The 19,368-nt window shown below is 31.8% G+C and carries 16 protein-coding genes; 8 read left to right on the top strand and 8 right to left on the bottom strand.

The genetic code is table 11. The features are described from left to right. Window positions 1–4: 4 nt before the first annotated feature. Both OJ995_RS09480 and recG read right to left on the bottom strand, forming a co-directional pair. Window positions 5–1,090 carry an efflux RND transporter periplasmic adaptor subunit gene (locus tag OJ995_RS09480; RefSeq protein WP_264369193.1) on the bottom strand — a complete coding sequence of 362 codons (1,086 nt, stop codon included), beginning with the start codon at window positions 1,088–1,090 and terminating at the stop codon, window positions 5–7. Between the two features lie 128 nt (window positions 1,091–1,218). Further along, window positions 1,219–3,321, bottom strand: a complete 2,103-nt coding sequence (recG, locus tag OJ995_RS09475; protein WP_432419329.1) for an ATP-dependent DNA helicase RecG — start codon at window positions 3,319–3,321, stop codon at window positions 1,219–1,221. A 133-nt stretch (window positions 3,322–3,454) separates the two neighbouring features. Here recG and OJ995_RS09470 point away from each other — a divergent pair, with 133 nt between their 5' ends. Then, the gene (locus OJ995_RS09470) at window positions 3,455–5,515 is read left to right on the top strand and encodes a M1 family metallopeptidase (protein ID WP_264369192.1); all 2,061 of its coding nucleotides are present in this window, start codon (window positions 3,455–3,457) and stop codon (window positions 5,513–5,515) included. Window positions 5,516–5,547: 32 nt separating this feature from the next. Here the strand turns inward: OJ995_RS09470 and OJ995_RS09465 are convergent, their stop codons facing one another. Beyond that, on the bottom strand, window positions 5,548–6,072 hold the full coding sequence (locus tag OJ995_RS09465; RefSeq protein WP_264369191.1) for a DUF7935 family protein: 525 nt from the start codon (window positions 6,070–6,072) through the stop codon (window positions 5,548–5,550). Between the two features lie 173 nt (window positions 6,073–6,245). On the opposite strand from OJ995_RS09465, the gene OJ995_RS09460 reads away from it, so the two are divergent. The 3 genes from OJ995_RS09460 to OJ995_RS09450 are packed head-to-tail and all read left to right on the top strand — an operon-like array spanning window position 6,246 to window position 9,900. Continuing rightward, window positions 6,246–8,573: an ATP-dependent helicase gene (locus tag OJ995_RS09460; protein ID WP_264369348.1), complete on the top strand. Its 2,328-nt coding sequence runs from the start codon at window positions 6,246–6,248 to the stop codon at window positions 8,571–8,573. A gap of 43 nt (window positions 8,574–8,616) precedes the next feature. Further along, the gene (locus OJ995_RS09455) at window positions 8,617–9,225 is read left to right on the top strand and encodes a hypothetical protein (RefSeq protein ID WP_264369190.1); all 609 of its coding nucleotides are present in this window, start codon (window positions 8,617–8,619) and stop codon (window positions 9,223–9,225) included. Window positions 9,226–9,279: 54 nt separating this feature from the next. Continuing rightward, on the top strand, window positions 9,280–9,900 hold the full coding sequence (locus OJ995_RS09450; protein WP_262318444.1) for an L-threonylcarbamoyladenylate synthase: 621 nt from the start codon (window positions 9,280–9,282) through the stop codon (window positions 9,898–9,900). A gap of 52 nt (window positions 9,901–9,952) precedes the next feature. Here the strand turns inward: OJ995_RS09450 and OJ995_RS09445 are convergent, their stop codons facing one another. From OJ995_RS09445 to OJ995_RS09430, 4 genes are all read right to left on the bottom strand, one after another. Continuing rightward, complete coding sequence (locus OJ995_RS09445) at window positions 9,953–10,789, bottom strand: OmpA/MotB family protein (protein ID WP_264369189.1); 837 nt, start codon at window positions 10,787–10,789, stop codon at window positions 9,953–9,955. A gap of 70 nt (window positions 10,790–10,859) precedes the next feature. Continuing rightward, a complete protein-coding gene (locus tag OJ995_RS09440; RefSeq protein WP_264369188.1) occupies window positions 10,860–11,855 on the bottom strand; it encodes a glycosyltransferase family 2 protein in 996 nt (331 codons plus the stop codon). Between the two features lies 1 nt (window position 11,856). Continuing rightward, window positions 11,857–12,249, bottom strand: a complete 393-nt coding sequence (locus tag OJ995_RS09435; protein ID WP_264369187.1) for a hypothetical protein — start codon at window positions 12,247–12,249, stop codon at window positions 11,857–11,859. 2 nt (window positions 12,250–12,251) lie between these two features. Beyond that, window positions 12,252–12,698 (bottom strand): type I restriction enzyme HsdR N-terminal domain-containing protein, encoded by a 447-nt coding sequence (locus tag OJ995_RS09430; RefSeq protein WP_264369186.1) that lies wholly within the window; start codon window positions 12,696–12,698, stop codon window positions 12,252–12,254. 62 nt (window positions 12,699–12,760) lie between these two features. Here OJ995_RS09430 and holA point away from each other — a divergent pair, with 62 nt between their 5' ends. The 4 genes from holA to OJ995_RS09410 all read left to right on the top strand — a co-directional run bounded on the left by holA (window position 12,761) and on the right by OJ995_RS09410 (window position 18,039). Next, on the top strand, window positions 12,761–13,765 hold the full coding sequence (gene holA, locus OJ995_RS09425; RefSeq protein WP_264369185.1) for a DNA polymerase III subunit delta: 1,005 nt from the start codon (window positions 12,761–12,763) through the stop codon (window positions 13,763–13,765). Window positions 13,766–13,843: 78 nt separating this feature from the next. After that, window positions 13,844–14,026 carry a CAL67264 family membrane protein gene (locus OJ995_RS09420; protein WP_133606598.1) on the top strand — a complete coding sequence of 61 codons (183 nt, stop codon included), beginning with the start codon at window positions 13,844–13,846 and terminating at the stop codon, window positions 14,024–14,026. Window positions 14,027–14,065: 39 nt separating this feature from the next. Next, window positions 14,066–15,757, top strand: coding sequence for an energy-dependent translational throttle protein EttA (gene ettA, locus OJ995_RS09415; RefSeq protein ID WP_264369184.1), 1,692 nt, complete (start codon window positions 14,066–14,068; stop codon window positions 15,755–15,757). 83 nt (window positions 15,758–15,840) lie between these two features. Continuing rightward, window positions 15,841–18,039, top strand: coding sequence for an ATP-binding response regulator (locus OJ995_RS09410; protein ID WP_264369183.1), 2,199 nt, complete (start codon window positions 15,841–15,843; stop codon window positions 18,037–18,039). A 12-nt stretch (window positions 18,040–18,051) separates the two neighbouring features. On the opposite strand, the gene OJ995_RS09405 is transcribed toward OJ995_RS09410, so the two are convergent. Further along, the gene (locus OJ995_RS09405) at window positions 18,052–19,311 is read right to left on the bottom strand and encodes a DEAD/DEAH box helicase (protein WP_264369182.1); all 1,260 of its coding nucleotides are present in this window, start codon (window positions 19,309–19,311) and stop codon (window positions 18,052–18,054) included. Window positions 19,312–19,368: the final 57 nt, after the last annotated feature.

The following is a 19,368-nucleotide window of genomic DNA, read 5'->3' as shown; positions in this document are numbered from 1 at the left end:
GAAGTTAGAAGTTAGAAGTGGGAAGTTTTTCTTGTTTTACTTTAACTTTAATATCGGCTTCATCTTTTAGAGCCATAACTCCAGAAGTTAAAATCGTATCTCCAGATTTTACTCCTTGTGTAACGATTACGTCTTTATCCGTTCTAGCAATAGTTTCAATTTTTACTTCTTTTGCTTTTCCGTTGTTGGCAATGTAAACCACTTTTCCATCTTGAACAGGAACAACAGCTTCCGAAGGAATTTGAATAGCACCTTTGATATTTTTCAAGGGAAGTTCAATAGTAGCGAATGTTCCCGCTAATAATTTTCCATTTGGATTTTCTGCAATTGCTCTGATTTTTAAGGTTCGAGTAGATGTTTCAATTTCAGGCTCGATGGCGTAGATTTTTGCTGTAAATTTTTGTGTATTATTTGGAATCGTAAATTGAATAGGAGTATTGTTTTCCACTTCCGAAGCATATTTTTCAGGAATTGAGAAACTAATTTTAACTTGATTTGAACTTACTAATTTGGTGATTAGAGTAGTAGGTGTTACATACGTTCCTGGAGAAATGTTTCTCAATCCAATTTTTCCCGAAAAAGGTGCTCTTATACTTGTTTTAGCAATTTGTGCTTGAATCAATTGCGTTTGTGCTTTTAGACTTCTGAATTCGGCACTTGCAATCTCATATTCTTCTTGAGAAATAGCTTCTTTCTGTAAAAGTAGTTTAGCTCTTCTTTCATTTTCTGAAGCTAAGCTCTGTCTTGTGATTGCTTGCGAAAGTTGGGCACGTAATTCAATATCATTTACTTTCAATAAAACTTGACCTTTGCTAACGTTTGTTCCTTCTGCGAAATAAATTTTTTCTACAATTCCAGAAACTTCACTTCTAATTTCCACATTTTCATTGGCTTCAATAGAACCTGATAGGGAAATAGTATTCGCAAAATTAGTTTCTGAAACAACTATAGCATCAACCAACATTGGCGGTTTTTTGTCTCCTTTTCCGCCACCTTTTTCAGATTCTTCACTATTTTTTGTAATTCGATATCCAATTAAACCAACTAGAGTTAAAGTAATTAACGTGATGCTTATAGTTTTTATTTTCATATTATGATGAGATACTAAATGATATAGCTACAAAGTTAAGTTTTCTTAATAATTACTACTTAAACTTACGATATATTTAACATTGTTGTAGCTACAAATGTTTGTTTTTTCATTAGCAACTTGGCAAATTAACTAATGTAATTCCAAATAGTTTTCTTTTTACTGATTTCTATAAAAGCTTCACGAAGTTTAACGTGTTCTGGTTTTTCCATTGGAGCATCATCTTTTAAGAGTTTGATAGCATGATGACGTGCTAATTGCAAAATGTCTTTGTCTTTGACCAAATCCGCAATTTGAAGATTTAAAACCCCACTTTGTTGTTTACCCATAATATCGCCAGGACCACGTAATTTTAAATCGACTTCCGAAATTTCAAAACCATCATTCGTACGAACCATCGTTTCCATTCGGATTTTGCTATCGTTACTGAGTTTGTGACTCGTCATTAAGATGCAATAACTTTGTTCGGCACCACGACCAACTCGTCCTCTTAATTGGTGTAATTGTGATAAACCAAAACGCTCCGCACTTTCAATAACCATTACGGAAGCATTTGGTATATTTACACCAACTTCAATCACAGTCGTTGCGACCATAATATTAGTTTTTCCTTCCGAAAATCGTCGCATTTCTTCATCTTTATCAGCAGGTTTCATTTTTCCATGAACGATGGAAATAGAATAGTGTGGTAAAGGAAAATCTCTTGAAATACTTTCGTAACCGTCCATTAAATCCTTGTAATCCATCTTCTCCGATTCCTGAATTAACGGATATACAATGTACACTTGGCGTCCTTTAGCAATTTCATCTTTTAAGAATTTCCAAACTTTCAATCGGTTTGAATCATATCGATGTACTGTTTGTATTGGTTTTCTGCCAGGAGGTAATTCATCAATGACTGAAATATCCAAATCGCCATATAAACTCATGGCTAAAGTTCGAGGAATAGGAGTAGCGGTCATTACTAAAACGTGAGGTGGAACATCATTTTTCTTCCAAAGTTTTGAACGTTGTTCCACACCAAAACGATGTTGCTCATCAATAATTGCTAAACCCAAATTATGAAATTGTACTTTGTCTTCTAATAAAGCATGTGTGCCAATTAAAATGTCCAAAGTTCCGTTTTCTAAAGCTTCATGAATAATTTTTCGTTCGGCAGTTTTGGTAGAACCTGTTAGAATTTTTATTGTGATGTTTAGTTCTTTCGCTAATTCTGAAATTCCGTTGAAATGTTGGTTAGCTAAAATTTCTGTAGGTGCCATCATACAACTTTGAAAGCCGTTATCTTTAGCCAAAAGCATACACATTAACGCTACAATTGTTTTTCCAGAACCCACATCACCTTGTAACAAACGGTTCATTTGTGCGTTGCTTCCTAAATCGTTACGGATTTCTTTTAACACACGTTTTTGTGCATTCGTTAAATCGAAAGGCAAGTGATTGTTATAAAAATCGGTAAAATTTTCGCCTACACGTTCAAACGGCATCCCTTTGATTTTATGTTTGCGAATGAGGTTCTTCGTAATCAATTGCAATTGAATGAAAAACAACTCTTCAAACTTCAATCGGAATTGTGCTTTTGCCAATAAATCTTGACTCTTTGGAAAATGAATATTGAATAAAGCGGCATTTTTTGGAATCAACTTTAATTCGTCTAAAAGATAACTCGGTAAATTTTCTGAAAACAAAGCTTGCGTTTCCACAAACAATTGTTGCATCATTTTATTGATGACTTTGTTCGAAATGCCTTTATTAGCTAGCTTTTCCGTACTAGGATAAACGGGTTGCATTGCCGAACGCAGACTGGCTTTGTGTTCTTCTAATAATTCCATTTCGGGATGCGCCATGTTGTAAGTTGCGCCAAATTGGGTGACTTTTCCAAAAATCACATACGGAATATTGATTTTGATACTTTCACGAATCCATTTTTGCCCTTGAAACCACACGAGTTCCATTTGTCCTGTATCGTCAATAAAAGTGGCGACTAATCGCGAACGTCCTTTACCTTGTTCAACGGTTTTGATATTGATGATTTTACCCACGATTTGAACTTCCGAATTGCTGTTTTGGAGTTCGTTTATCTTGTAATAACGGGTTCTATCAATATAACGATTTGGGAATAAATTCAGTAAATCTGCGTATTTATGAATACCCAACTCCTTGCGTAATAAATCGCCACGTTGTGGTCCAACGCCTTTGAGATATTCTATGGGAGTTTCGAGTAGATTCATTTGAGTATTGAGTCTTTTTTCTTTATTCTTTTCTCTTTGTTCTTCAAAAAACGAAGATAGTTTATAATTTGTTAATTTAGAAATCAGTGAAATTGAAAATGTTTATATTCGTACATTATTAAAATCCATCAAGATGTTTCGTATTCTGTTTTCCTTATTAATTGTAAGTTTTTCATTTGCTCAACAAACTGATAAAGTTGATTTTATCAAGTGTGATGCTTTGGTTTCTCCAAACCATATTGAAAAATCAATTTCTGGAAGTATTACTTATGAGTTTAAAGTAAAAAAAGCAATTGATACCATAAAGATTGATGCTAAAAGCATGGAATTTTCAGAAGTAATGATTAATGGAAAATCAGTTAAATTCAAAAATTCAGGAAAAACATTAGATTTATTTAAAGGTTTTAAAAAAGGAAAAAACATACTGACTTTCAGCTATTCCGCAAAACCGAAACAAACTCTTTATTTTACGGGTCAAGATGAAAATTTACAAATTTGGACACAAGGACAAGGACGTTATACCAGTCATTGGTTACCAAGTTTTGATGATGTAAATGAAAAAGTAATTTTTAATATTTCTGTTGAATTTAGAAATGATTTCCCAGTGATTTCAAATGGTGCTTTTATCTCAAATAAGTACAATTCGAAAGGGAATTTAATTACTTGGAATTATCAAATGCAAAAACCAATGTCATCTTATCTAGCAATGTTAGCAATTGGAAGTTTTGCAAAGCAAACTACAACAACTAAATCAGGAACGCCATTAGAATTGTATTTGGATAAAAATGATGTTTCTAAATTTGAACCAACGTATCGCTATTCCAAACAAATGTTTGATTATTTGGAGCAAGAAATAGGAGTGAAGTACCCTTGGGGTATTTACCGTCAAGTTCCAGTTCGCGACTTTTTATATGCGGGAATGGAGAATACGACTTCTACGATTTTTGCACAAGATTTTGTAGTAGATGAAATAGGTTTTAACGATAGAAATTATATAAATGTCAACGCACACGAGTTGGCACATCAATGGTTTGGTGATATGATTACGGCACAGTCTGGTAAACATCATTGGTTACAAGAAGGTTTTGCAACTTATTATGCTTTATTAGCAGAGCGTCATTTGTTTGGAGATGATTATTTCTACGAAGAATTAAACGATTATGCCGAACAGCTAAAACGCGCTTCTAAAACCGATACAATTCCCGTTATGAATGAAAAGGCTAGTTCGTTATCGTTTTATAAAAAAGGGGCTTGGGCGTTACATGTGATGCGAGAAGACATTGGAGCAAATAATTTTCAAAAAGCAGTTAAAAAGTACTTAAAGAAATACCAATACAAAAACGTTAATACAGATGATTTCTTGAAAATTGTAAAACAGGTTTCGGGTTATGATGTGGAGAATTTCAAAAAGGTTTGGCTAGAAAAGCCTGGATTTGAAATGGAAATCGCTCAAAAATATTTATCGAAAAATAAATTCATTCAAGACTATTTTGCACTAAAGAAAAGTAAAAAATCACTATCTGAATTAACAGAAATTTTAAAATCAGATGCTTATTATCCGATTAAACAATACATCGTATATCAAACACGTAATGTTCCTTTTGATGAAAGAAAAGTAATTTTAGAAACCGCTTTAGCTACAAATAACATTTTAGTAAGAAGAGCAGTAGCAGAATCAACTCCAATAATTCCAGAAGCTTTTAAATTGCAATATGAAACGTTGTTGAATGACAATTCGTATCAAACAAAAGAAATCGCTTTAACCAATTTATGGAAGAACTTTCCTGAAGAGCGTTTACATTATTTAGAACAAACGAAGGGAATTATCGGGAATAATGATAAAAGTTTCCGCTTGACTTGGTTAGCTTTAGCAATGAATACTGAAAAGCTGCAAGAACAAGTGAAAGCTACTTCGTATAACCAATTGTTGGATTTTGCTTCTGAAAACTATGAAAGTTCTGTTAGACAAAATGCTTTAGAATTGCTATTGCAACTAAATCCAAATGATGAAAAAGTAATTGAATTATTATTTAAAGCAACGGTGTATCACAAATGGCAGTTTACCAAATTTGGTCGAGATAACGTTCGCCTATTACTAAAAAAACCCGAATACAGAACAATAGTTGAAAAAGTAGCATCAACTTCGAATGAAACCATGAAAGAATTGTATTTGAAATTTTTAAATGAGAAATAAAAAAATCCCGAGCTTCAACTCGGGATTTGTATTTAAAAAACTCTTTTCAATTCCTCTTTCAAAAAGCTAATGGCAATATTGCTTGGCGCTTCGGTTTCTGTTAGCTCAATCATAATGGCTTCTCTAAGTTTGTCTGCATCGACAACATCTTCTCGAAGTGCATTTTTTCGAATCATTTGCACTGTACTGTTTTTTGCTTTTAGCACGATATCCCATGTTTCAGCTGTTAAATAAATTTGTTGCGTTAAATTATGCTCAAATTCAGTTTGAATATGGTGCGATAATAAAGTAGCATAATCATCTTTACTTTTGCTAATTGGAGCTACACGAAGTAATAACTGTGTTGGATTAATTCTTTCTAACAACAAAACCATTCGCTCATACGCTTGCAAACGAATAGGTAACGCTTGTTTTTGATTTTCTCTTAGTAATTCAAATTTACGTTTGCTTTCTTCGCTGTTATAAAATTTTTGCATCATTACAAAAGCTACACCACCAGTAATTAAAGCAGGTAAGGTATAAGCAGCAATTTCTAATAATTTATCTTCGATTGTCATTTTTAAGTTGGTTTAATTTCATCGCAAATTAAGATTAAAAAATTTAATTTTCAAATTAGAATTTCAGTTGTTTGTATTAATCTTAATAAGAGTTAATAACTTCTTTTGTATTAACCCTTTTGATGATGTATTTTTGTAAATTAGTTAAAAAGTTATAGTACACTATGAAAGAAATGCAGCGATATATTAGCCAATTAAACGAAGCACAGCAAGCACCTGTTTTGCAGAAAGACGGTCCCATGATTGTTATTGCGGGAGCGGGTTCTGGTAAAACTCGTGTGTTAACGGTTCGTATAGCTAATTTGATGAGTCAAGGAGTAGATGCATTTAATATTTTAGCTTTAACTTTTACCAACAAAGCCGCCCGTGAAATGAAAAAACGTATTGCGGATATTGTTGGAACTAACGAAGCGAAAAACCTTTGGATGGGAACTTTTCACTCGGTATTCGCTAAGATTTTACGTAGTGAGGCTGATAAACTAGGATATCCATCTAATTTTACGATTTACGATTCGCAAGATTCTTTACGTTGTTTGGGTGGAATTATCAAAGAAATGCAGTTGGATAAAGATATTTACAAACCAAAGCAAATCTTAGGCAGAATTTCATCCTATAAAAACTCTCTAATTACCGTAAAAGCTTATTTCAATAATCCCGAATTACAAGAAGCAGATGCCATGAGCAAAAAACCACGTATGGGTGAAATCTACCAACAATACGTAGAGCGTTGTTTTAAATCGGGAGCGATGGATTTTGATGATTTATTATTGAAAACCAATGAATTATTAAATCTTTTTCCAGATGTTTTAGCCAAATATCAAGATCGTTTTCGATACATTTTAGTAGATGAGTACCAAGATACGAATCACTCGCAGTATTTGATTGTTCGTGCGTTGTCTGATAGATTCCAAAATATTTGTGTGGTAGGAGATGATGCGCAAAGTATTTATGCCTTCCGAGGTGCGAATATCAATAATATTTTAAATTTCCAGAAAGATTACGAAAACGTACAATTGTATCGTTTGGAACAAAATTATCGTTCGTCAAAAAACATTGTAGAAGCAGCGAATAACGTAATTGACAAGAATAAAACCAAGTTAGATAAAATCGTTTGGACATCCAATGATGACGGACCAAAAATAAAAGTCCACCGTAGTTTAACTGATGGTGAAGAAGGTCGTTTTGTAGCAGCAACTATTTTCGAACAGAAGATGCAAAATCAAATGTTAAACGGACAATTTGCAATTTTGTATCGTACCAATGCGCAATCTCGTGCTATGGAAGATGCGTTGCGTAAACGCGATATTCCGTACCGAATTTATGGTGGTTTGTCTTTCTATCAACGTAAGGAAATCAAAGATGTTTTGGCGTATTTACGTTTGGTAATCAATCCAAAAGACGAAGAAGCCTTAGTTCGTGTGATTAATTATCCGGCAAGAGGAATTGGTGATACAACAGTTGAGAAACTAACGGTTGCAGCTAATCATTACAAGCGTTCTATTTTTGAAGTAATGGAACATATTGATAAAATTGATTTAAAACTGAATTCGGGAACAAAAGCCAAGTTGAATGATTTTGTGACGATGATTAAAAGTTTTCAAGTCATTAATGAAAATCAAGATGCGTTTTTCTTAACTGATCATGTTACTAAGAAAACGGGATTAGTTCAAGAATTGAAGAAAGACGGAACTCCAGAAGGAATTGCCAAAATTGAAAACATAGAAGAATTACTAAACGGTATTAAAGATTTCACTGAAGGTCAAAAAGAAATCGACGGAGCCAGAGGAGCGTTAGCTGAATTCTTAGAAGACGTAGCTTTAGCCACCGATTTAGATAAAGATACAGGCGATGACGATAGAGTAGCTCTAATGACAATTCACTTAGCGAAAGGATTAGAATTTCCACATGTATTTATTGTGGGATTGGAAGAAGATTTGTTTCCAAGTGCGATGAGTTTGAATACACGAAGCGAATTAGAAGAAGAACGTCGTTTGTTCTACGTTGCCTTAACTCGTGCTGAACATCAAGCGTATTTGACTTATGCACAATCGCGTTACCGTTGGGGAAAATTAGTAGATAGCGAACCATCGCGTTTTATTGAAGAAATTAACGATGAATATTTAGAATATTTGAATCCAGTGGATTCGGGTTATCGTTACAAACCGGTTATGGATATTGATGTTTTTGGCGATATTGATAAATCAAAATTACGATTAGCAAAGCCAACAGCAGGAACACCACCAAAATATTTAACACGAGATGAGCCAGTTTCTTCTGCAAATATCAGACGTTTAAAACCTGTTTCGAGCAATTCAGGAAGTTCTAATGTGGTAGATGCAAATTTAAACGTTGGAAATATTGTAATGCACGAACGTTTTGGAAAAGGACAAATTGTAAACATTGAAGGAATAGGAGCCGATAAAAAAGCAGAAATTCGTTTTGATGTGGGCGGATTAAAGAAGTTGTTGTTGCGATTTGCGAAGTTGGAGGTGATTGGGTAGGAAAGAATATAGAAAATAGATCATAGAAAATAGACTTTAAAAAATGGAAAAAAATAAATTAAATAAAAAAACAATTGATAAAATTAATGATGCATTATTTTTTATTTTCTGTTTAACTGGAATAATTTATTTTCTTTTTTTTCAGTCTGTTACAATTGGTGGAGATTATAAATATTTTATTTATGTTTTTTTAATTCCAACATTAATTGGATTTTTTCTAATAGCAAGATTTACTTTTTTTGCAAAGAGTTGGAAAAGCATTTTTAATGATTTACTCAAAGAAAAATATTTGATATTAAAATTTATTTACCCTTTTTTATTGATTACATCTAATTTTATATTTTCTTATATATTTTTTGGTAATTCTGCTAATATAATTTGGGATACTATTAATAAGTTAGAATCAAAAAAGAATAAAACTGAAAAATATTTTTTACCAATTACTAAAATTTATACTTCTTACAAATATAAAGATAAAATTAGATTTGTTTTTTTAAATAATGAAGAATCAATATCGGTTAAATATTCAGAAATAAAGCCATTTTTAAATAAAAATACTGATAATCTAAAAATAGAAATTAAAGTAAAAAAGGGAATTTGGGATAATTATATTTTAGAATCTTGGGAAATTAAAGAAGTCATAAATCACTAAAATTCTCCTATCTTTACTCTATATTCTATTATCTTTTTTCTAAAAAATAAAACCATGTCAGAAATTATAAAAATATACGAAGATAAACCCAGCGAAGCGGCTATTAAAAAAGTTGTTGCCGTTTTGAAAGACGGCGGTTTAGTAATTTATCCAACCGATACGGTTTACGGTTTAGGTTGTGATATTACCAATTCTCGTGCGCTTGAAAAATTAGCTAAAATCAAAGGAATTAAGTTGGAAAAAGCGAATTTCTCTTTCGTTTGTTCGAGTTTGAGTAATCTTTCTGATTATGTGAAACAAATTGATACTTCGACTTTTAAAATTTTAAAACGCGCATTGCCTGGACCATACACGTTTATTTTACCAGGAAATAACGATTTACCAAAAGAATTCAGAAAGAAAAAAACAGTCGGAATTCGTGTTCCAGCTAATAATATTGCATTGCAAATTGTAGAAATGCTTGGAAATCCTATTGTTTCCACATCCATCCATGATGAAGATGAGGTAATTGAATATTCAACCGATCCAGAACTAATCTTCGAAAAATGGAATAATAAAGTCGATTTGGTTATTGACGGTGGCTACGGAGACAATGTGGCTTCAACCATTATAGATTTAACTGGACATGAACCTGAGGTAATTCGTGAAGGAAAAGGAAGTTTGGATGTACTATAAATAAAAAACGCCTCAATCACTTGAGGCGTTTTTTTTATATTTTAAAGGTAAATTATTTCCCTTCTAAATTTTTCATTTCCTTTTCTAACATATCGTAGAATTGGTCAATTTTTGGCATTATGATAATGCGTGTTCTTCTGTTTTTTGCTCTGTTAGCAGGAGAATCGTTTTCCACTAAAGGAATGTAAGAACTTCTTCCAGCTGGAATTAATTGTTTTGGACTAACACCTAATTCTTTATGTAAAACTCTCACGATTGAAGTCGCTCTTTTTACTGATAAATCCCAGTTGTCTAACAAAACTGCATTTTTAATCGGCACATTGTCGGTGTGACCTTCCACCATACATTCGAAGTCTGGTTTGCTATTGATTACTTTAGCCACTTTAGCTAAAACACCTTTTGCTTTGTCGCTTACTTCGTAACTTCCCGATTTGAATAATAAATTATCAGCAATCGAAATCATAACTACTCCTTTTTCAACATTGATGTTGATGTCTGGATCGTCGATTCCAACTTCACGTTTTAAACTTGTAACTAAAGCCAATGTAATACTGTCTTTTTTAGTTAAAGCGTCTTGTAAACGTGTTATTTTTAAATCTTTTTCTTTTAAACTTTCTAATGATTTTTCAAGATTTTCAGCCCCTTTTGTAGTTAAAGTGGTTAAATTCCCCATGTTATTGATTAAGTCCGTATTGTTTTTCTTAAGAAAATCAACTTGACTCGCTAACGCTTCTCTTTCCGTTAAACAAGTGTTTAATTTAACCGTTGCGGTGTTTAATAAATCTTGAATCTCTTTGTTTTTAGCCTCTAATTCGGTGAATTTCTTTTTTGAAACACACGAACTTAATGAAATAGCGGCTACTGCGGCGAATAACATTACTTTTCTCATACGATAATTATTTTTTTACAAAATTAAATGGAAATTGTTAAAAAATAGCTTTTTTAAACCTAAACTATTGTTAAAAAAGGTCAGCAAAGACCTTGCCATTCTTGATAAAGTAACGATAAACGATGCTGTTTATTTTGTAATAATTAGATTTTTGAGTTGTATTACGTTTCTTATAAAATTGAAATACAAGATGATAAAATGTAAAATGCGCTTCAATAATTGCCCAAAAGTGTTTAAATTTTCCTTTCAAAATAAATTGAATCCCCGCTAAACCATCTAAACACAAGCGCATAAAAAGAATTGGAAATAATTGATTTTTCGGTAAATTCTTAGTTAACATCAACAATGAATTTCTGAAATTCAAGAAGGTTTTTCTCGGATTCCCTTCGTTTAGAGTGGCTCCACCAACGTGATAAACGATTGATTTTGAAGTGTATTTCGTTTTGTAACCTAAGTTAAATGCTCTCCAACATAAATCAATTTCTTCTTGATGTGCAAAGAAATCATCATCAAAACCATTTAATTTGCGATACACTTCTTTTCTAATAAAAAAACAAGCTCCAGTTGCCCAAAAGATTTCCATTTCATCATCATATTGATTTTTATCTTCTTCAACCGTATCGAAAATTCGTCCACGACAAAATGGATAACCAAATTTATCTATAAAACCACCAGCGCCACCAGCGTATTCAAAATGGGTTTTCTTTTTGAAGTCTAATAATTTAGGTTGGATAATTGCAGTTTCGGGTTGCGTTTCAAATATATTTAGAATAGGAGCAAGCCAATTTTCGGTAACTTCAATGTCAGAATTGACCAAAGCGTAATATTCTTCTTCAACAAACTTCAATGCTTCATTATAGCCTTTTGCAAAACCAAAGTTACCTGTATTTTGAATGATTTTTACGGAAGGAAATTGGTTTTGAATCACTTCAATAGAAGCATCGGTTGAAGCATTATCAGCCACATAAATCGTAGCTTCATCTGAAAAAGCGACTACCGAAGGTAAAAACTGCTCTAATAATTTAGCTCCGTTCCAATTTAATATGACTACTGCTATTTTTTTCAAGTTATTGTGAATTAAGTAATTGTTGAATTTTTATTTTTTTGTTATTTCTTTCAAATGAAAAAGAGTTCGAAAGTTCATCTACCAAATCCAGTAATTCAATAGATCTAACTAAATAGGCTTTGGATAAATTCATTTCGGCTAACAAATCAGCTAATTTTTCCAGATTTTGTTCGTTAAATTTAAAATTTGAAAGATATTTTTTCATTTCATCATTTGAAAGTGAGAGAAATAAAGGTAAATCAAAATCTAATTCATTTTTAAATTCATTGGTAATTAAATCAGAAGCTTCGATTGAATTTTCTGCGGAATTTCCATTTAAAAAATTTGCTAATAATCGTTGAAGAAAAAATCCTAATTTTTCAATTTCAGCTTGTATTAAATCTCGTTTTTCCATGATTAAATTGAATATTCAGGAAGTTCTTTCAAGAAAACATATTTTTCGTTTTCAAAATCCATTTGGCAAAAATAATGATTTAGTCCGTTGGTAACCATTAAATATTTAGCTTTCAAAACTAAATTATAACGCGCAATTTGATCAAACGTTTGTTGGGAAATGGGAACTTCTGGAGCTTTGCACTCAATTAATAAAAATATTTCTCCATTTGGTTGAAAAACTACTCCATCATATCGTTTGCTTAAATCGTTAATTTTGATTAATTTCTCAACGTTTATATAGGATTTTGGATAATTTTTATCCTGTAACAAAAAATGAATTACGTGTTGACGTACCCATTCTTCAGGTGTGAGAAGAATAAATTTTTTTCTAATTTCATCAAAAATAGACACTTTATTTTCACTATTTTTGAACCGAAAGGAATACGTTGGAAAATTCAAATTTTGCATAGTTCAAAATTAGTTAAATATTACAAACTGCCAACTATTTACCGAACACTGAATACTAAATTATGGATGAAGTAATTCAAATTACAAAAGATATAAAAGCCGGAAACATTAAACCCATTTATTTTTTTATGGGAGAAGAGCCGTATTATATTGATAAATTGACCGATTTTATTGAGCAAAATGTGTTGCAAGAACACGAGCGCGATTTTAATCAATCTATTTTATATGGTAGAGATGTTACGATGGAAGATGTGATTGGAAGTGCCAAACGTTTTCCAATGATGGCTGATCGTCAAGTAGTGGTGGTTAGAGAAGCTCAAGAATTATCACGCCATATTGATAAACTAGAAGCGTATGCTGAAAACCCACAACCTACAACGGTTTTAGTTTTTGCTTATAAATACAAGACATTAGATAAGCGTAAAAGAGTAACCAAACTTTTAGATAAAATAGGAGTAGTTTACGAAAGTAAAAAGTTGTATGAAAATCAGGTTGGAGATTGGATTAAACGCGTTTTGTCAGGACAAGGATATAGCATCGAACCTAAAGCAGCCGCTATTTTGGTTGAATTTTTAGGAACAGATTTATCTAAAATCAATAACGAATTAGATAAACTAAAAATTATTTTACCAAAAGGTCACACGTTTACTCCAAAAGACATTGAAGAGAATATCGGTTTTAGTAAAGATTACAACAACTTCGAATTGCGAAAGGCTATTGGTGAAAAAGACCAATTGAAAGCCTACAAAATCATAGATCATTTTTCACAAAATCCAAAAGATAATCCGTTAGTGGTTACTACTGGATTGGTGTTTGGTTTCTTTTCGCAATTATTACAATATCACGGATTAAAAGACAAATCGCAGTTTAATGCAGCTAAAGTTTTAAAAGTGAGTCCTTATTTTGTAAAAGATTACGAAGTGGCTTTCAGAAATTATCCTATGAAAAAAGTAAGTGCAATTGTAGCTGCTTTGCGCGATATCGATGTAAAAAGTAAAGGAGTTGGTGCTTCATCAATGTCACAACATGATTTATTAAAGGAATTATTGATTAAAATTTTCAATTAATTCAAATGATAAAAAGTTTAAAAATTTGTACCTTCGCAATCCTAAAATTTACAAAACTTTAGTTAAAAATACTTAATTATGGGAATGAATAAAAATACAATATTGGCTTGGGCTACTTTCATTATGATTTTAATGGGATTACTTTTAATTGGATTAGGAATTTACCGTTATGCTGATGTTGCAGGTTGGGGATTTGCAGCTGTTGGAGTTGGTTTCTTTGCCATTGCTTGGGTTTTCAACGCTTTAAAAGGAAGAGTTTAACAATACAATTTAAAAAATTAATAAAACAAACATACCATTATGTCAGACGATAAGAAAGTGATTTTCTCAATGCAAAAATTGAGTAAAACCTATCCGGGAGCAGATAAACAAGTACTAAAAAATATATATTTAAGTTTCTTTTATGGGGCAAAAATTGGTATTCTTGGATTAAATGGTTCAGGAAAGTCTTCATTATTAAAAATCATTGCAGGAGTTGATAAAAACTATCAAGGTGATGTAGTTTTTCAACCAGGTTATACTGTTGGATATTTAGAACAAGAACCTCATTTAGATGAAACTAAAACGGTAATCGATATCGTTCGTGAAGGTGCTGCAGAAACGTTTGCTTTATTAGAAGAATTCAATAAAATTAACGACGATTTCGGTTTACCTGAAGTATATGAGAATCCAGAAAGAATGGAAAAACTTATGGATCGTCAGGCTGAATTACAAGATAAAATCGACGCTTCGGGAGCTTGGGAAATTGATAATAAATTGGAAATTGCAATGGATGCACTTCGTACGCCAGATCCAGAAACACCAATTTCTGTTTTATCAGGTGGAGAAAAACGTCGCGTAGCTTTATGTCGTTTACTTTTACAACAACCAGATGTTTTATTATTAGATGAGCCAACGAATCACTTGGATGCAGAATCGGTTCTTTGGTTAGAACAACATTTGGCACAATATTCAGGAACAGTAATCGCAGTAACGCATGATAGATATTTCTTAGATAACGTTGCGGGTTGGATTTTAGAGTTGGATAGAGGTGAAGGTATTCCATGGAAAGGAAATTACTCTTCTTGGTTAGAGCAAAAATCTAACCGTATGGCGCAAGAAGAAAAAGTAGCTTCAAAACGTAGGAAAAACTTAGAACGAGAGTTGGATTGGGTACGCCAAGGAGCGAAAGGACGTCAAACCAAACAAAAAGCACGTTTACAGAACTACGATAAATTATTAAACGAAGACCAAAAAGAACTAGACGAAAAATTAGAGATTTACATTCCTAATGGACCTCGTTTAGGAACGAATGTTATTGAAGCTAAAAATGTTGCTAAAGCATTTGGAGATAAATTATTATATGATGATTTAAATTTCGTTTTACCACAAGCAGGAATTGTTGGAATTATCGGACCAAATGGTGCTGGTAAATCGACTATTTTCAAAATGATTATGGGTGAACAACAAGCGGATGCTGGTACTTTCGAAATTGGTGATACAGTAAAAATTGCATACGTAGATCAATCGCACTCTAATATTGATCCAAACAAAACCCTTTGGGAAAACTTCTGCGATGGTCAAGAGTTAATTTTAATGGGCGGACGTCAAGTAAACTCTCGTGCTTACTTATCTCGTTTTAACTTTGGAGGTGGTGAACAAAACAAAAAAGTTTCAACATTATCTGGTGGAGAGAGAAATAGATTGCACTTAGCCATGACACTTAAAGAAGAAGGAAACGTATTACTTTTAGATGAGCCTACTAATGATTTAGATGTGAACACATTACGTGCTTTAGAGGAAGGTTTGGAGAATTTTGCAGGTTGTGCAGTAATTATTTCGCATGATAGATGGTTTTTAGATAGAGTTTGTACGCATATTTTAGCTTTTGAAGGTGATTCTCAAGTGTATAGCTTTGAAGGAAGTTTTACAGAATATGAGGAAAACAAACGCAAACGTTTAGGAAAAGATGTAACACCAACTCGTATTAAATACAAAAAATTAACACGATAAACATTTGTTAAAAAATCCTGATTTTGTCAGGATTTTTTTTTATTTTAGTATTTCGTAAAATTCAATCCATTTAAAGCAGTTTCATGATAACTTATACGCGTTTTTATTTTGCTTTACTATTCTGTATTACTTCCATATTTGGGATGGCGCAGAATACTAATTCAACAAATAAAGAGGCGAAAGTGTTATTAAAACAAGCAGGACAAAGCTTTCTGAAGTTAGATTCAAAAAAATCGCTCGATTTTGCTCAAAAAGCGTTAGTTATTGCCACAAAAATCGATGATGATTTATTAGCAGCAAAAGCTTACAATATTATTGGTTTAAACTTTGAGGAGTTTACAGATTATAAACAAGCAATTGAATACTACAACAAAGGTCTTGTATTGGCTAATAAGGTTGATAATGACACTGTGAAAGGTTGGCTCAACAACAATTTAGGTAATTTGTATTGTTACCGAAAAATCGATTTTCATAAAGGAATTAAACATTATAAAGAAGGTTTAAAATATTCGATTAAGCATAATGATTATTACGAAATTATGTTTTCAAAATTGAATATTGGAAGTGCTTACTTTGCAGTTGAAGATTTTAGTAATGGAATCCAATATTTTAATGAAGTTAAAGATTATGTAGATAAAGAAGGTGATAATGAAGCTAAAATATCATTAAATTCAAATTTCGGAGCCTACTATAATCACCTAAACAACAATCAAAAAGCGGAAGAATATTATTTAAAAGCGGTTCATTATTGCGAACAGAATGATATCGAATTAATTAAGTCTAATGCAAGTGATGTTTATAATGACATTTCTAATTTTTACTACAAAATTAAAAACTTTGAAAAAGCTCATTTTTATCTTTTAAAGCACGATGATTTACAAGACAAAATTTACAATGAAGAACGTTTAAATGATGTAAAAGTAGCCGGTTTACAAATAGAACACGACGAAATTAATAGAGAGATTGATCAAATTAAAAAAGAAAAAGAAATCCAACAAGAAAAATTACAAGCCAATCGTGTTTTTGTAATTCTTTTAGGTGTTATCTTTCTCATATTGTTGCTGTTATTACTTTCCTTAATTCGAAATAATAAAATTAAAGCGAAAGCGAATTCCGATTTAAAAGAAGCAAATCGAGAACTATTGATTGCGAAAGAAAAAGCAGAAGAAGCATCACAATTAAAAACTCAGTTTATTTCCACAATTAGTCACGAATTGAGAACGCCACTTTATGGAGTAGTCGGAATTACAGATATCATTTTAGATGAACACAAAGAACTTACCAATAGTCCGCATTTAAAATCTTTAAAATTTTCAGCTAAGTATTTATTGTCTTTGGTAAATGATATTTTGAAAGTGTATAAAATTGAAGAAAATCAAGTGATTTTAGAAGATATGGTTTTTAATCTTCAAGACGAATTAAGCATTATTAAAGATTCTTTACATTTCTTAGCGATTAAAAACAGTAATCAAATTGATATTAATGTTGATACGAATATTCCAGAAATTTTAGTTGGAGATAAGATTCGTTTATCCCAAATCTTTATTAATTTGATTAGTAACTCTTTAAAGTTTACAAATGAAGGAAATGTCACGGTTAAAGCAGATTTAATTGAAAAAATAGGAACCAAGTGTTATTTGAAATTTCAAGTAATTGATAACGGAATTGGAATTGCAAAGCAAGATCAGGAAAAAGTATTTGATAAATTTGTGCAAGTCTATCGTAAAGAAGACGATTATCAAGGAACTGGTTTAGGGCTTACAATCGTTAAAAAAATGGTGGAACTTTTCAACGGAACTATTAATTTAGAAAGCGAAGAGAACGTTGGCACAACAATTACGTTCACCATTCCGTTAGAATCAGATGTAACAAAAGTCAAATCGATTATTAATAATTTAGATGTTGATTTATCAATTAAAAAAGAGTACAAAATTTTAGTGGTTGAGGACAATAAAATCAATCAAGTTGTTACCAAGAAATTGTTAGAAAACAATCATTTCAAATGTCAAATAGTTGATGATGGTTATGCTGCTTTAGATTTAATTGATAAAGTTAAGTTTGACGCCATTTTAATGGATATTAATATGCCGATCATTAATGGATTTGACACATCTAAACTAATACGTCAAAAAGGAATAACAATACCAATTATTGCGGTTACAGCTTTCGATAAGCAAGATATAGAAGATAAAATTATAGACGCTCAAATTGATGAAGTTATTGTAAAACCTTTTGAAAGTCACAAACTTTTTGAAACGATAAAACGATTAGTAGATAAATAAAAAAAACGTTGGTTAGTACCAACGTTTTTTGTTTTTCTTAGATGCTTCCGATTTTCTTGAATTGGAATTCGGATTCATTTTATTTTTGTCTTTATTTCTTAAATCTGGTTTTGCATCCGGATTTACTACTTCGTCTTTCCAAGTATAATCGTGATCGGTAACCACTTTAACTTTCATTCGGATTAATTTCTCAATGTCTAACCAATATGGTTTTTCGTCTTTTCCACAAAAAGAAATGGCTAAGCCAGAATTTCCAGCACGACCAGTACGACCAATTCGGTGTACATACGTTTCAGAAATATTTGGAATATCAAAGTTAATTACAAACGGAAGTTGCTCAATATCAATTCCTCTTGCCGCAATATCTGTGGCAACTAAAATATCAATTTCTTTGTTTTTAAATTGTTCTAATACGCGTTGACGTGCATTTTGCGATTTATCTCCGTGAATGGCTTCTGCTTTTATACTCGCTTTTTTCAATACTTTTACAATATTGTCAGCACCGTGTTTTGTTCTTGTAAATACCAAAGCATTACTTAAACTTTCTTGAATAATCAATTGTTTTAAAAGTAAACGCTTGTCATCTTTATTTACAAAATACACTTTTTGTGAAACGTTTTCAGCCGTAGATGAAATAGGTGTTACCGAAATGTATTTTGGACGTGTTAAAAAAGTATCTGCTAATTCTCTAATGGCTAATGGCATTGTTGCAGAGAACAACAACGTTTGTCTGTTACTTGGAGTTAATTTGATGATTTTTTTTACATCATTAATAAAACCCATATCTAACATTTGATCAGCTTCGTCTAAAACCAAATGATGTAAATGGTCTAAATCGATAAATCCTTGTTTGTGTAAATCTAAAAGTCTACCTGGAGTTGCGATTAAAACATCGACACCCATTTTTAATTCGTTTACCTGTGGAACTTGATTAACACCACCAAAAATCACTAATGACTTTACATTAGTATATTTTCCATAGGTTTTAAAACTTTCGTCAATTTGTATAGCTAATTCTCTTGTAGGCGTTACTACTAAAGTTCTAATGTGTTTTGCTTTTTTAGCCGAACCTACAATTCTGTGAATTAAATTTAAGATAGGAATGGCAAAAGCGCCTGTTTTTCCAGTTCCCGTTTGGGCGCAGGCAACTAAATCTTGTCCTAATAAAATTTCAGGAATGGCTTGCTCTTGAATAGGAGTAGGATTAGTGTATCCTTCTTCTTCTAAAGCTTGTTGTATGTTATTGTATAATTTTAAATCGTTAAATGTCATAAATGAATAAATAATTTTCCTATCGAATAATTTCGATAAGAGTACAAAGATAGTGTT

Source organism: Flavobacterium lacisediminis (assembly GCF_025909975.1).
Classification (GTDB): domain Bacteria; phylum Bacteroidota; class Bacteroidia; order Flavobacteriales; family Flavobacteriaceae; genus Flavobacterium; species Flavobacterium lacisediminis.
This window is presented reverse-complemented; position numbering and strand designations above follow the sequence as displayed.

Excerpts from the sequence above, each read along its gene's own strand:
- OJ995_RS09455 (WP_264369190.1), top strand. The coding sequence starts at position 8,617 with ATGGAAAAAAATAAATTAAATAAAAAAACAATTGATAAAATTAATGAT.
- OJ995_RS09445 (WP_264369189.1), bottom strand. The coding sequence starts at position 10,789 with ATGAGAAAAGTAATGTTATTCGCCGCAGTAGCCGCTATTTCATTAAGT.
- OJ995_RS09470 (WP_264369192.1), top strand. The coding sequence starts at position 3,455 with ATGTTTCGTATTCTGTTTTCCTTATTAATTGTAAGTTTTTCATTTGCT.
- OJ995_RS09450 (WP_262318444.1), top strand. The coding sequence starts at position 9,280 with ATGTCAGAAATTATAAAAATATACGAAGATAAACCCAGCGAAGCGGCT.
- OJ995_RS09420 (WP_133606598.1), top strand. The coding sequence starts at position 13,844 with ATGGGAATGAATAAAAATACAATATTGGCTTGGGCTACTTTCATTATG.
- OJ995_RS09460 (WP_264369348.1), top strand. The coding sequence starts at position 6,246 with ATGCAGCGATATATTAGCCAATTAAACGAAGCACAGCAAGCACCTGTT.
- OJ995_RS09480 (WP_264369193.1), bottom strand. The coding sequence starts at position 1,090 with ATGAAAATAAAAACTATAAGCATCACGTTAATTACTTTAACTCTAGTT.
- OJ995_RS09405 (WP_264369182.1), bottom strand. The coding sequence starts at position 19,311 with ATGACATTTAACGATTTAAAATTATACAATAACATACAACAAGCTTTA.
- OJ995_RS09410 (WP_264369183.1), top strand. The coding sequence starts at position 15,841 with ATGATAACTTATACGCGTTTTTATTTTGCTTTACTATTCTGTATTACT.
- holA (WP_264369185.1), top strand. The coding sequence starts at position 12,761 with ATGGATGAAGTAATTCAAATTACAAAAGATATAAAAGCCGGAAACATT.
- OJ995_RS09435 (WP_264369187.1), bottom strand. The coding sequence starts at position 12,249 with ATGGAAAAACGAGATTTAATACAAGCTGAAATTGAAAAATTAGGATTT.
- OJ995_RS09430 (WP_264369186.1), bottom strand. The coding sequence starts at position 12,698 with ATGCAAAATTTGAATTTTCCAACGTATTCCTTTCGGTTCAAAAATAGT.
- OJ995_RS09465 (WP_264369191.1), bottom strand. The coding sequence starts at position 6,072 with ATGACAATCGAAGATAAATTATTAGAAATTGCTGCTTATACCTTACCT.
- recG (WP_432419329.1), bottom strand. The coding sequence starts at position 3,321 with ATGAATCTACTCGAAACTCCCATAGAATATCTCAAAGGCGTTGGACCA.
- ettA (WP_264369184.1), top strand. The coding sequence starts at position 14,066 with ATGTCAGACGATAAGAAAGTGATTTTCTCAATGCAAAAATTGAGTAAA.